At 74.7% G+C, this 13435-nt stretch carries 8 protein-coding genes and 1 pseudogene; 7 read left to right on the top strand and 2 right to left on the bottom strand.

The annotated features are described in order from the left end of the window. Positions 1-105 precede the first annotated feature (105 nt). Positions 106-1092: a phosphotransferase family protein gene (locus OMK64_RS05115; RefSeq protein ID WP_272727003.1), complete on the top strand. Its 987-nt coding sequence runs from the start codon at positions 106-108 to the stop codon at positions 1090-1092. Positions 1093-1128: 36 nt separating this feature from the next. Then, positions 1129-1977 carry a hypothetical protein gene (locus OMK64_RS05110; protein WP_272727002.1) on the top strand — a complete coding sequence of 283 codons (849 nt, stop codon included), beginning with the start codon at positions 1129-1131 and terminating at the stop codon, positions 1975-1977. Between the two features lie 93 nt (positions 1978-2070). Here the strand turns inward: OMK64_RS05110 and OMK64_RS05105 are convergent, their stop codons facing one another. Together OMK64_RS05105 and OMK64_RS05100 are read right to left on the bottom strand one after the other, a co-directional pair. Beyond that, positions 2071-3066 (bottom strand): electron transfer flavoprotein subunit alpha/FixB family protein, encoded by a 996-nt coding sequence (locus OMK64_RS05105; protein WP_272727001.1) that lies wholly within the window; start codon positions 3064-3066, stop codon positions 2071-2073. 62 nt (positions 3067-3128) lie between these two features. Continuing rightward, positions 3129-3926 (bottom strand): electron transfer flavoprotein subunit beta/FixA family protein, encoded by a 798-nt coding sequence (locus OMK64_RS05100; RefSeq protein ID WP_272727000.1) that lies wholly within the window; start codon positions 3924-3926, stop codon positions 3129-3131. A 131-nt stretch (positions 3927-4057) separates the two neighbouring features. Here OMK64_RS05100 and glgX point away from each other — a divergent pair, with 131 nt between their 5' ends. The 5 genes and pseudogenes from glgX (at position 4058) to OMK64_RS05075 (ending at position 13423) form a co-directional block, all read left to right on the top strand. After that, a complete protein-coding gene (glgX, locus tag OMK64_RS05095; protein WP_272726999.1) occupies positions 4058-6274 on the top strand; it encodes a glycogen debranching protein GlgX in 2217 nt (738 codons plus the stop codon). Between the two features lie 40 nt (positions 6275-6314). Then, positions 6315-7937 (top strand): annotated as a pseudogene (locus OMK64_RS05090) (FAD-binding dehydrogenase); the annotation flags it as partial. Positions 7938-8271: 334 nt separating this feature from the next. After that, positions 8272-10233 carry an alpha-1,4-glucan--maltose-1-phosphate maltosyltransferase gene (locus OMK64_RS05085; protein WP_374694059.1) on the top strand — a complete coding sequence of 654 codons (1962 nt, stop codon included), beginning with the start codon at positions 8272-8274 and terminating at the stop codon, positions 10231-10233. 62 nt (positions 10234-10295) lie between these two features. Beyond that, a complete protein-coding gene (treS, locus tag OMK64_RS05080) occupies positions 10296-12074 on the top strand; it encodes a maltose alpha-D-glucosyltransferase (RefSeq protein WP_272727093.1) in 1779 nt (592 codons plus the stop codon). Further along, the gene (locus OMK64_RS05075) at positions 12074-13423 is read left to right on the top strand and encodes a maltokinase N-terminal cap-like domain-containing protein (RefSeq protein ID WP_272726998.1); all 1350 of its coding nucleotides are present in this window, start codon (positions 12074-12076) and stop codon (positions 13421-13423) included. The genes treS and OMK64_RS05075 overlap by 1 nt, the downstream gene beginning before the upstream one ends. Positions 13424-13435 lie beyond the last annotated feature (12 nt).

Below are 13435 nucleotides of genomic sequence, written 5' to 3'. Positions count from 1 at the left end.
CGAACGGCCGCACGCCACTCCCGCGCCGTCACCGTGCACGGGAGGACGGCCCGGTGCGTGGTCTCACCCTCGGAGCCCCTGGCGCGGCCTGGCAGGATGTGCGCCGTGAGTGCCGACGAGGTCATCGCCCTGCCGCCCGCGTTCAGCGGCCAGCGGCTGGACTGGCGTGACCTGCCCCGGCACGTCCGCGAGCGCATCAGCGCCCTCGCCGGCTCCCAGGTGACCGCCGAGATCAGCGCGACCAGCGGGTTCAGCCCCGGCTTCGCCGCCGTCCTCGAGCTCGCCGACGGCCGGGGCGTGTTCGTCAAGGCCGTCTCCGGCGAGCAGAACCCGGTCTCGCCGTACCTCGCACGCGCGGAGATCCGCGTCGCCGCCTCGCTGCCGACGCAGGTGTCCGCGCCCCGCATGCTGTGGTCCGACGACGACGGCGACTGGGTGATCCTCGGCTTCCAGGTCGTGCACGGCCGCTCCCCCGAGCTGCCCTGGCGGGCCGCCGACCTGGCCGCCGTCGCGGACGCCGTGGGAGCGCTTGCGGACGTCGAGCCGCTTCCCGGTCACGATCTGCCGCGCATCGACGACGTGCTCGCCGAGGACTTCACCGGCTGGCGCCGGCTCGTCGACCTCGACGAGGCCACCCGCGAGGGCGTCGTCGCCCGGGCCGGCGACCTGGGCCAGTGGGCGCGGGACCACCACGAGAAGCTCGTGCTGTGGGAGCAGGAGGCCCTGCGGGTCTGCGCGGGCGACGCGCTCGTGCACGGCGACCTGCGCGCCGACAACGTCATGATCGACGACCAGCACCGCGTGTGGCTCATCGACTGGCCGCACGCCGCGATCGGCGCCCCGTGGCTCGACTGGGCGTTCATGCTGCCGAGCGTGTCGCTGCAGGGCGGCGGCGACCCGCACACCGTCTTCCGCGCGTCCGCCGTGAGCGAGGGCGTCACCGACGACGACCTGCGTGCCGTCCTCGCCGGCCTGTCCGGCTACTTCGTCGCCTCGTCGCTCCAGCCGCCGCCCCCGGGCATCCCGAACCTGCGCCGCTTCCAGGCCGCGCAGGGCGTCGCCGCCCTCCGCTGGCTCCGCGACCTCTCCTGACATCCGTCAGGTTCCCGGGGTGCCATGATCCCGGCCATGGGCACCTGGGGAGCCGGGATCTTCGCGAACGACGAGGCGTGCGACGTCCGTGACGTCTATCGCGACCTGCTCGGCGACGGTGTCCCGGACGACGAGGCCGAGCAGCGCGTCCTCGAGGAGTTCCGTGACGAGGAGGGCAGCGTCCCGTCGACCGTCTGGCTCGCGCTCGCCGCGACGCAGAGCCGCAGCGGTCGGCTCAGCGAGACGACCCGCGGCCGCGCCCTCCACCTGATCGACAGCGGTGCCGATCTCGACGCGTGGGCGGACGCCGATCCGGGCGACCGGCGCCGGCGCGCGACCGCGCTCGCCCGGCTCCGCGCGCAGCTCGTCGGGCCGCAGCCCGAGCCGCGCCCCGTGCGCCGCGAGTGGAAGTACCGCACCGACCTGGTGCCGGGCGACGTGCTCGCGCTGCCCGTCGAGGACGAGCGGCGCGCGCTGCTCCGCGTCGTGGGCGTCGAGCACGACCGGTTCAGCGACTTCGTCCTGGTCGAGCTCCTCGCGGCCGACGGGCGCGCGGGCGAGCTCTCGGACCTGCCCGCGGCTCGTCACCCGCGCACCGGACGCCCCGAGCGATGGTCCGTGGCGAAGAACCACAGCAGGGAGCCCGACTGGTCGGACGTCGGGCTCGTCCGCGTCGGCACGACGCCGGGACAGCCCGACGACCGGGCCGCCACGGCGGGTGCCGACGCGGACCGGGAGCTGCTCGCCGCCGTCCTGGCCGAGGGTGGCGCAGCCGCGCGGACGGTCGACGGGACGCTGCTGGCGCTCGACGACCGAGCGCCGTTCGTCATCTGGGAGCTCCTGCCCCGAGAGGTCGCGTCGGCCGTGGCGGCCGCGCGCCTCTGACGCTCAGCCCGCGGAACCTCGTGGTCGGGCCGACCCTGCGCCCCGCTGCGGGCGGGCGCCGCTGCGCACCCCCGACCTCCGCCGCGCTCCGGCTCAGCCCTCGGACTTCAGGCGGCGGAGCTCCGCCGCGGCCTGCGGGAGGACCGTGAACAGGTCGCCCACGACGCCGAAGTCGGCGATCTCGAAGATGGGCGCGTCGGCGTCGGAGTTGATCGCGACGATCGTGCCCGACGCCTGCATGCCGCCGCGGTGGTGCACGGCCCCGGAGACGCCCGCGCCGATGTAGAGGCGGGGCGAGACGGTGACGCCGGTCTGGCCGATCTGCGCGTCGTGGCCGATCCAGCCCTCGTCGGTCGCGACGCGGGTGGCGCCGACGGCACCGCCGAGGACGTCGGCGAGCTCCTCGACGGGGCTGAAGTCACCCTCGGTGCCGCGCCCGCCGACGACGACGACGTGCGCGCTGCCCAGGTCGGGCCGCCCGCTGGTGGGCCGCTCGGTGCGCTCGACGAGCGTCACGCGGCGCGCCCCCTCGGAGGCCGTCACGGCGTGCTCGACGACCGCGGGCGCTCCCCCGGTCGCGGACGCGTCGACGACGACGGAGTTCGCCTTGACGGTGACGACGGCGAGGGGCGCGGTGACCGCGCAGCGCGTGTTCCAGGTGCCGGCGAAGACGGTCTTGGACGCGACGTAGCGGCCGTCCTCGACCGCGAGCCCGTCGGCGTCGGTGACGACCCCGGCACCGGTGGCGACCGCGAGGCGCGCCGCGGCCTCCTTGTTCTCGAACGACGACACGAGCAGCACGAGGCCGGCCCCGGTCGCCGCGACGAGCGAGCCGAGCGACTCGGCCAGGACGGCCGACAGGTGCAGGTCGGCGTCGGCGACGACGCGGTGCACCTGCGTGACGCCGAGCGTGCCGAGCTCGGCGAGGACGTCGGCCGACGGCTCGGTGTCGGCCGGCCACACGCCGTGCACGCCGGCACCGCCCGCGAGGGACGCGGCGAGCGTCGCGATCTCACGGACGGGGCTGCGCAGCGCGCCCTCGGGCGTGTGGTCGAGCAGGACGAGGACGGGCGCTGTCGTTCCGGTCACGGCGTTCTCGATTCTCGGGTGGTGCGAGGAGCCCGGGCGTCCGGGCGGTACGGACGGGGGGCTCAGACGAGCTTGTGCTCGACGAGGTAGCGCGCGAGCTTCACGCCGGCCTCCCCGTCGTCGGTGACGAGCACGCGGTCCTCGCGCGCGGGTCGGGCGGCGGCGGACACGACCTGGGTGCGGGCACCCGCGGCGCCGACGTCCGACGCGTCGAGACCGAGGTCCGCGAGCGTGAGCGTCGCGATCGGCTTCTTGCGGGCGGCAATGATGCCCTTGAAGTTCGGGTAACGCGGCTCGTTGGCCTGGTCAGTTACGGACACGACGGCGGGCAGCGGGGCCTCGAGGACCTCGGTCGCGTGGTCGAGGTTGCGGCGCACGCGCACGGTGCGGGCCGCGGCGTCGACCGTGAGCTCGGCGCCCAGCGGGAGCGCGGGCAGGTCGAGCAGCGTCGCGAGGGCCGTCGGCAGCAGCGACGTGAGGCCGTCGAGGCCCGCCATGCCGGTGACGACGAGGTCGACGGGCTCCTGCGCGGCGAGGTGCTGGACGGCGGCGGCGAGCACGCGTGCGGTGCCGATCGCGTCGGACCCGGCGATCGCGTCGTCGACGACGTGCACGGCCTCGTCGGCGCCCATCTGCAGGCCCTTGCGCACCGCGTCGGCGGCGTCGTCCGGGCCGACGGTCAGGGCCACGACGGACCCCTCACCGAGGGACTCGACGAGCGCGAGCGCCGCCTCGAGGGCGTTCTCGTCCAGCTCGTTGAGCGTGCCGTCCCCGCCGTCGCGCACCACGCGACCGTCGGGGCCGAGGGCCCGCTCCGACTGGATGTCCGGGACGTGCTTGACGCAGACGACGATCCTCACGGCGGAGACGTTACCGCCCGCGACACCCGCCCCGGTCCGCCGTGTCGAGGAGCGGAAGGCCGGCGGACGGGCGACGCGTGACGCCACCCCGAAGCACGCACGACGCACGGGCGTCACGTCCGTCCAGCACAATGACGGGTGTGAGTGCGACCGCCCCGTCCCGACGGCCGCCCCGGCTCGGTGTCCACGTGACCGACGAGGGGGTCGACGTCGCGGTGCTCGCGTCGCACGCGACCGCGGTCGAGCTCTGCCTGTTCGACGGTGTCGAGGGGACGCTGACGGAGCGCCGGATCACGCTGTCCGGCCCGGTGCACGGCGTGTTCTCGGCGTCGGTGCCGGGCATCCGCCCGGGGCAGCGCTACGGGTTCCGGGCGCACGGGCCGTGGAACCCGTCGGCGGGCCTGCGCTACAACCCGCGCAAGCTGCTGGTCGACCCGTACGCGCGCGGGCTGGTCGGCGACGTCGAGCACGTCCCGCAGACGTACGGGCACGTCGTCGACGCCGAGCTGCACGGCGACCCGTACGGTCCCGCCGACCACCGCGACTCCGCGGGTCACGTGCCGTTCTCGGTGGTCGTCGACACGCGCGACCTGCCCGGCCCGGACCCGGCGGCGAACCGCCCGTGGACGCCGTGGTCGCGCACGGTCGTCTACGAGGCGCACGTCAAGGGGCTCACCGCGCTGCACGACGCGCTCCCCGCCGAGCTGCGCGGCACGTACGCGGGGCTCGCGCACCCGGCGGTCGTCGACCACCTGCTGGGGCTCGGGGTGACCGCGGTCGAGCTGCTGCCGATCCACGCCTTCTCGTCGGAGCCGCACCTCGTCGAGAAGGGCCTCACGAACTACTGGGGCTACTCGACGCTCGGCTTCTTCGCGCCGCACGCGGCGTACGCGACCAAGGAGGCGCGCGCGCTCGGGCCGGACGCGGTGCTGCAGGAGGTCCGCCGCGCGGTGCACGACCTGCACGAGGCCGGGCTCGAGGTGCTGCTCGACGTCGTCTACAACCACACGTGCGAGGGCGGCCTGCCGGGTCAGCACCTGTCGTGGCGCGGGCTCGACCCGACGCTCTACTACGCGCACGACGGCGGCGTGCCCGCGCGGCTCGCGGACGTCACGGGCACCGGCAACACGCTCGACTTCCGCCGCCCGGCGGTCGTCGGCATGACGCTCGACTCGCTGCGCTACTGGGCGGACGTCGTCGGCGTCGACGGCTTCCGGTTCGACCTCGCGGTGACGCTGGGCCGCGACGCGGACGGCTTCACGCCCGACCACCCGCTGCTCGTCGCGGCGCAGGTCGACCCGAGCCTGCACGGCCTCAAGCTCGTCGCCGAGCCGTGGGACGTCGGCCCGGGCGGCTGGCGCACCGGGCAGTTCCCGCCGCCCTTCGCCGAGTGGAACGACCGGTTCCGCAACGCGACGCGGTCGTTCTGGCTGGCCGACCCGGCGCGCGCCGCGCACGGCCTGCCCGGTCACCGCGTCCGCGACCTCGCGACGCGCCTCGCGGGCTCGGTCGACCTGTTCGGCCACACGGACCCCCCGCTCATGCGCGGGCCGGCCGCGTCGGTGAACTACGTGACGGCGCACGACGGCTTCACGCTCGCGGACCTGGTGGCGTACGACCACAAGCACAACGCGGCGAACGGCGAGCAGAACCGCGACGGCACCGACGACAACCGGTCCTGGAACCACGGGCTCGAGGGACCGGTCCACGTCGAGGGGCCGGGCGCGGACATCGTGCCGCTGCGCCGCCGCTCGATCCGCAACCTGCTCGCGACGCTCGTGCTCGCGGCTGGCACCCCGATGATCACCGCGGGCGACGAGCTGGGCCGCACGCAGCAGGGCAACAACAACGCGTACTGCCAGGACAACGAGACGTCGTGGGTGAGGTGGGACCTCGCGCCGTGGCGCAAGGACCTGCTCGCGACGGCCCGCTGGCTGCTGCTGCTGCGGCGCGAGCACCCGGCGCTGCGCGCGGAGCGGTTCTACTCGGGCCGGCCGCTGCTGCCCGACCGACGCCCCGACCTCGCCTGGTACGACGCGCTCGGCACCCCGTTCGACCACGCACGCTGGCACGACCCGTCGGTGCGCACGCTCCAGATGGTGCGCACGGCTCCCCCGCCCGACGACGACACCGTCATGCTCGTCGTGAACGGCGCGCTCGACTCGGTGACCGTGGTCCTCGCGGACGAGCACGGCGGCCGGTGGCGGCTCGCGTGGGACTCGGTGTGGGAGCGTCCGGGCGACGAGCGGGCCGAGGCGATCGCGGGCAGCCTGCACGCGGAGCCGGGCGAGTCCACCGTCCTGGAGCCGCTGAGCATGCGGGTGTACGTCCTCGACCGCACGGAGTGACGGCCTTCTGGACGCCCGTCCAGCCGTGTACCGTCGCGACATGACGCACTCCCACGACGTCGTGGTCGTCGGCGCGGGCCTCGCGGGCCTGGTCGCCACCGCCGAGCTCCTCGCCGCGGGCCGCCGCGTCGTCCTCCTCGACGCCGAGAACCCCGCGAGCCTGGGCGGGCAGGCGTTCTGGTCGTTCGGCGGGCTCTTCCTCGTCGACTCGCCCGAGCAGCGGCGACTGGGGATCAAGGACTCGGCCGAGCTCGCGCTCGCCGACTGGCTGGGCTCCGCGGAGTTCGCCGACGACGGCTCCGACCGGTGGGGCCGCGCGTGGGCGGAGGGGTTCGTCGACTTCGCGGCGGGCGACCTGCGGCCGTGGCTGCACGCGCAGGGTGTGCGCTGGTTCCCGCTCGTGCAGTGGGCGGAGCGCGGCGGGTACACCGCGGGCGGGCACGGCAACACGGTCCCCCGCTTCCACGTCACGTGGGGCACCGGCCCGGGCATCCTCGAGCCGTTCGTCCGGACGCTCCTCGACGCGCGCAAGGACGGCCGCGTCGACGTGCGCTTCCGCCATCGCGTGACGTCGTTCGTCACGACCGACGGCCGCGTCACGGGCGTGCGCGGCGACGTGCTCGTCGACGACGGCGTCGCCCGGGCGGTGCCGAGCTCGCGCGAGGTCGCGCGCCCCTTCGAGCTCGACGCGGCCGCGGTCGTCGTCGCGACGGGCGGCATCGGCGCGAACCACGGACTCGTCCGCGCGACGTGGCCCGAGCACGCGGGCCGGCTCCCCGAGCGGATGCTGTCGGGCGTGCCCGACCACGTCGACGGCTCGGGCGTCGCCGCGGCGCGGGACGCGGGCGGCGCCGTCGTGCATCCCGACCGCGCGTGGCACTACCCCGAGGGCATCACGAACCACTCGCCGGTGTGGAGCCGGCACGGCATCCGCATCCTGCCAGGCCCGTCGTCGCTGTGGCTCGACGCCGACGGCAACCGCCTGCCCGTGCCGCTGTTCCCCGGCTTCGACTCCCTGGGCGCGCTCCGGCACATCACGTCCCGCGGCGACGACCACTCGTGGTTCGTGCTCGACAAGACGATCCTCGGCTCGGAGTTCGCGCTGTCCGGGTCCGAGCAGAACCCCGACCTCACCGGCAAGAGCGTCCCGCAGCTCCTCCAGCGCGTGCTGCCGGGCGCGGTCGGGCCGGTCGAGACGTTCGCGCACGAGTCCGAGGAGTTCCTCTGGGCGGACACGCCCGCCGAGCTCGCACGCCGCATGAACGCGCTCACGGGCACCGACCGGATCGACGCCGAGCGCCTCGAGCGCACGATCGTCGAGCGCGACCGCCAGGTGGAGTCCGGCCTCGGCAAGGACCTGCAGGTCGTCGCGACGGCGATGGCCCGCCGGTACGTCGTCGACAAGGTCATCCGCGTCGCCAAGCCGCACCGCCTGCTCGACCCCGCGCACGGCCCGCTCCTCGCGGTCCGCCTGTCGGTGCTCACGCGCAAGACGCTCGGCGGGCTCCACACGGACCTCGAAGGGCGCGTGCTGCGGCCCGACGGCGACGTGCTCCCCGGCCTGTGGGCGGTCGGCGAGGCGTCGGGCTTCGGCGGCGGCGGTGTGCACGGGCACCGCGCGCTCGAGGGGACGTTCCTGGGCGGGTGCCTGTTCACCGGCCGCGTCCGCCACCCCCGTCGAGCCTCCGAAGCGCGGCCGGCGCGCCGCCTCCGCGGCGGCGCAGGTCAGCACGGCGGCACCCACGACGCCGGCACGCTCGCGAGCCCGCGCCCGTACCGCCGCCGCGACCGAGCCCACCCACCCCGCGACCACCGCCCAGGTCGAGTCCTCGGCACCGGACGCCGCGACGACCGGCACCCCGACGGCAGCCGCCCCGCGCGCCGCGACCAGGGCGAGCCCGGGCGACGCACCCGGCGCCGCGCCCAACGGTGGTGCTCCCGCGGCGCAGCCGTGGGTCGCCCCCGACGGCCCGATCGGCCGCATCCCGGTGGTCGACGTGTCCCCCGTCGCCGAGGAGGGCCGCTTCCCCGCCAAGGCGACCGTGGGCGAGGCCGTGCCGATCCGCGCGACGGTGTTCCGCGAGGGGCACGACGCGGTGGCCGCGACGGCGATCCTGATGGACCCGGACGGTGCCGAGCACGCGCGTGCCCCGATGGTCGACATCGCGCCCGGCCTCGACCGCTTCGAGGCGCGCCTGGTCCCGGACCGCACGGGCGAGTGGACGTTCCGCGTCGAGGGCTGGTCCGACCCGTTCGCGACGTGGGCGCACGACGCCACGATCAAGGTCGCGGCGGGCATCGACGTCGAGCTCATGCTGACGGAGGGCGCACGCCTGCTGGAGCGCGCCGCGGCGCGCCCGTCGACCGAGCTCCCCGAGGAGGCGGCCCAGGTCCTGCGCGACGCGGTCGCCGGGCTCCGCGACACGTCCCGGACGCCGGCCGACCGGCTCGCCGCCGGCCTGTCGCACGCCGTCCGCGACGCGCTCGCCGCGCACCCGTTCCGCGAGCTCGTCACGTCGTCGCGCGCGTACCCGCTGCGCGTCGAGCGGCCGCTCGCGCTGGCCGGCGCGTGGTACGAGATCTTCCCGCGCTCGCACGGCGCGACGCAGGACCCGGTCACGGGCGAGTGGCGGTCGGGGACGCTGCGCACCGCCGCCGAGGACCTGCCGCGCATCGCGGGCATGGGCTTCGACGTCGTCTACCTGACGCCGATCCACCCCATCGGCACGACGTACCGCAAGGGCCGCAACAACTCGCTCGACGCGCAGCCGGGCGACCCGGGCTCGCCGTACGCGATCGGCTCGGAGGCGGGCGGGCACGACGCGATCGAGCCGAGCCTCGGCACGTTCGACGACTTCGACGCGTTCGTCGCGCGCGCCCGCGAGCTCGGCCTCGAGGTCGCGCTCGACGTCGCGCTGCAGTGCTCGCCGGACCACCCGTGGGTCAAGGACCACCCCGAGTGGTTCACGACGCGCGCCGACGGGTCGATCGCGTACGCGGAGAACCCGCCGAAGAAGTACCAGGACATCTACCCGCTGAACTTCGACAACGACCCCGCGGGCATCTACCACGAGGTCCGGCGTGTCATCCAGGTGTGGATCGACCACGGCGTGACGCTGTTCCGCGTCGACAACCCGCACACCAAGCCGCTCGACTTCTGGGCGTGGCTGCTCGCCGACGTGCGGAAGGACCACCCCGAGGTGATCTTCCTGTCGGAGGCGTTCACGCGTCCGGCGATGATGCAGACGCTCGCCAAGATCGGGTTCCACCAGTCGTACACGTACTTCACGTGGCGGAACACGAAGGAGGAGCTCGAGACGTACCTCGCGGAGGTCTCGGGCGAGCAGGGCGCGTGGATGCGGCCGAGCTTCTGGCCGACGACGCACGACATCCTCCCGCCGTACCTGCAGGCGACGGGCGGTCGCGGCTTCGCCGTGCGCGCGGTGCTCGCGGCGACGGGTTCGCCGACGTGGGGCATCTACTCGGGCTACGAGCTCGTCGAGGACGTGCCGCGCCCGGGCGTCGACGAGCAGATCGACAACGAGAAGTACGAGCTCAAGCCGCGCGACTGGGCCGCGGCGGACGAGCTCGGCATCGCGCTGCTGCTCGGCAACCTCAACGCGGTCCGCCGTGCCCACCCGGCGCTGCAGCAGCTGCGCAACCTCGTCGTGCACCCGTCGACGGACGACGCGCTCGTCGCGTACTCGCGCCACCTCGACGCCGCGCACTCCCCGACGGGCCGCGCCGACACGGTGGTCACGATCGTCAACCTCGACACCTGGAACGCGCGCGAGGGCGTCGTGCACCTCGACCTCGCCGCGCTCGGCCTTCCGGCGGACCGCCCGCTGCGCGCGCACGACCTGCTGACCGGCGAGACGTGGGAGTGGAGCGCCGACCCCTGGGTGCGCCTCGACCCGGCCGTCCGTCCCGCGCACGTCATCCACCTGGAGGAGGCGTGACGACGCTCCCGCCCGTCCCCGACGTGCGCCTGCGCGAGCCCGCGCCGAACACGGGGCAGATCATGCTCACCGCGCTGCCGCAGAAGCGGCAGCCGGCCGTCCCGGCCGCGTCCGAGGCACGCCCGGGCCTGTCGGACGACCCGGACTGGTACCGGACCGCGGTGTTCTACGAGGTCATGCTCCGCTGCTTCTCCGACTCGTCGGGCGCGGGCAGCGGTGACCTGCGCGGCCTCATCGAGCGCCTGGACTACCTGCAGTGGCTCGGGATCGACTGCCTGTGGCTGCCGCCGTTCTACCCGTCGCCGCTGCGCGACGGCGGGTACGACGTCGCGGACTACACGGCGATCGCCGCGCAGTACGGCACGGTCGCCGACTTCCAGGAGCTCATCGCCGAGGCGCACGCGCGCGGGATGCGCCTGGTCATCGACCTCGTCATGAACCACACGAGCGACCAGCACCCGTGGTTCCAGGCGTCCCGGTCGGACCCCGAGGGCCCGTACGGCGACTTCTACGTGTGGAGCGACGACAACACGCGCTACCAGGACGCGCGCATCATCTTCGTCGACACCGAGACGTCGAACTGGACCTTCGACCCCGTGCGCCGGCAGTACTTCTGGCACCGGTTCTTCAGCCACCAGCCGGACCTCAACTTCGAGAACCCGCGCGTGGTCGAGGCGATGATGGACGTCGCCCGGTTCTGGCTCCGGATCGGCGTCGACGGGTTCCGTCTCGACGCGGTGCCGTACCTGTTCGAGGCCGAGGGCACGAACTGCGAGAACCTCCCGGAGACCCACGGCTTCCTGCGCGACCTGCGGCGCATGATCGACGAGGAGTTCCCGGGCCGCATCATGCTGGCCGAGGCGAACCAGTGGCCCGAGGACGTCGTGCACTACTTCGGCACCGAGGACGAGCCCGAGTGCCACATGTGCTTCCACTTCCCGGTGATGCCGCGCATCTACTACTCGCTGCGCGACCAGCGGGCGACGCCGATCGTCGACATCCTCGCGGACACGCCGCCCATCCCGAAGGGCGCGCAGTGGTCGACGTTCCTGCGCAACCACGACGAGCTCACGCTCGAGATGGTGTCGACCGAGGAGCGCGCGTCGATGTACGGCTGGTACGCGCCGGACTCGCGCATGCGCGCGAACGTCGGGATCCGCCGCCGGCTCGCTCCCCTGCTCGACAACTCGCGCAAGGAGATCGAGCTCGCGCACGCGCTGCTGCTGTCCCTGCCGGGCAGCCCGTGCCTGTACTACGGCGACGAGATCGGCATGGGCGACAACATCTGGCTGCCGGACCGCGACGCGGTGCGCACGCCGATGCAGTGGACCCCGGACCGCAACGCGGGCTTCTCGACGGCCGACCCCGGCAAGCTCTACCTCCCGCTGGTGCAGTCGCTCGTGCACCACTACAGCCACACGAACGTCGAGGCGCAGCTCGCCCAGCCGACGTCGCTGCTGCACTGGGTGCGCGGCATGCTCACGGTCCGCCGCCGCTACCCGGCGCTCGGCAAGGGCGAGTTCACCGTCGTGCCGTCGGACAACGAGTCCGTCCTCACGTTCCTGCGCGAGACCGAGGACCAGACGATCCTCGTCGTCGCGAACATGGCGTCGACGGCCCGCTCGGCGACGGTGAAGATGCCCGACCGCGTCGGCTGGACGATGCGCGACGTGTTCGGCGGGGCGTCGTTCCCGGCCGTCCGCGACGACGGCACCGCGCTGTTCACGCTCGGCTCGCGCGACTTCTACTGGCTCGAGCTCGACCCGCCGGCCGACGTCCCCGGCGCTGCCGGCGACGCGTACGCGGGTGCCGACGACCGACGCGGCCGTGCGGGGGTGTGATGACGCTCGTCGTGACCCCGCCCGACGACCTCGACGTCGCGCTGCTCGACGCGGTGCGCGACTGGCTCCCCGGCCGTCGGTGGTTCCCCGCGAAGGGCACGCAGGCCGAGCTCGCGCTGCTCGGCGGCCTCGCGCTCGCCGACGACGTGCGCGTGCTGCTGGTGCGCGCGAAGGCCGGCTCGATCGACGCCGTCCTGCAGGTCCCGCTCGTCCTCGCACCCGCGACGGGCGGCGACGACGCATCCGACGCGACGGGGCCCGGCTCGACGGACGTCGTCGGCCACGTCGACGGCCGCGCCGTGCTCGACGGTGCCGCGCACCCCGCGTTCGTGGCCGCGTGGCTCGCGGCCGCGGACGGCCCGGGGGCGCAGGTCGACCCGGCGACGGCCCGTGCGGTCTCGGGCGAGCAGTCGAACACCTCGGTCGTCCTCCGCACGGCCCCCGACGCACCCGCCCCGGCAGCGATCCTCAAGGTCCTGCGCGCGGTCGCCGCGGGCGAGAACCCCGACGTCGACGTGCCGCGTCGCCTCGTCGACGTCGGCTCGGCCGACGTGCCGGCGCCGCTCGCGTGGCTGCAGGCACGGTGGCCGGACGCGTCGGGGGCGACCGTCGAGGGCTACCTCGGCGCGATGAGCGCGTTCGTCCCGCAGGCGCAGGACGGGTTCGAGCTCGCGTGCGACGTCGCGCGGCGCGGCGAGCCGTTCGACGACCTGGCCCGCGACCTGGGTGCGGTCGTGGCGGGCGTGCACGCCGACCTGGTCCGCGCGTTCGGCACCGACGGCTCGACGGCCCCCGAGGACGGGCCCGAGCAGGTCGCGGCCGCGGTCGCCAACCGGTTCGCGTGGGCCGTGTCCGCCGTCCCGCAGCTCACCCGGTTCGCGCCGGGCGTCGAGGCGGTCGTCGCGCAGGTCCGCGCCCTCCCCGTCGCCCCGCCACGGCAGCGCGTGCACGGCGACCTGCACCTGGGCCAGGTCCTGCGGTCGGGCGCGCGCTGGTTCGTCACCGACTTCGAGGGCGAGCCGCTGGCCCCGCTGGCCGCCCGGACCCGACCGGACCTCGCGCTGCGCGACGTGGCGGGCATGCTGCGGTCGCTCGACTACGTGGCGGCGGTCGCCGGTCTGACCGGCGACGCGGCCCAGTCGTGGACCGACGCGGCGCGCGCGGCCCTGCTCGACGGGTACGCGCGTGCCGCGGTCGCGCAGCCCGTCGACGCCGACGCGGACGGTCGCGCGGTGCTGCTGCGCGCGCTCGAGCTCGACAAGACGCTCTACGAGGCCGTCTACGAGTCGCGGAACCGCCCGACGTGGCTGCCGATCCCGCTCGCGGGGCTGGAGCGCCTCGCCGGCTGAGCGAAGCACGCC

The sequence above is a fragment of the Cellulomonas fimi genome, assembly GCF_028527925.1.
Taxonomy (GTDB): domain Bacteria; phylum Actinomycetota; class Actinomycetes; order Actinomycetales; family Cellulomonadaceae; genus Cellulomonas; species Cellulomonas fimi_C.
This window is presented reverse-complemented; position numbering and strand designations above follow the sequence as displayed.

What these genes read in the sequence shown, in the direction of transcription:
- treS (WP_272727093.1), top strand. Translation starts at nt 10,296, where the DNA reads ATGCTCACCGCGCTGCCGCAGAAGCGGCAGCCGGCCGTCCCGGCCGCG.
- OMK64_RS05110 (WP_272727002.1), top strand. Translation starts at nt 1,129, where the DNA reads ATGGGCACCTGGGGAGCCGGGATCTTCGCGAACGACGAGGCGTGCGAC.
- glgX (WP_272726999.1), top strand. Translation starts at nt 4,058, where the DNA reads ATGACGGGTGTGAGTGCGACCGCCCCGTCCCGACGGCCGCCCCGGCTC.
- OMK64_RS05075 (WP_272726998.1), top strand. Translation starts at nt 12,074, where the DNA reads ATGACGCTCGTCGTGACCCCGCCCGACGACCTCGACGTCGCGCTGCTC.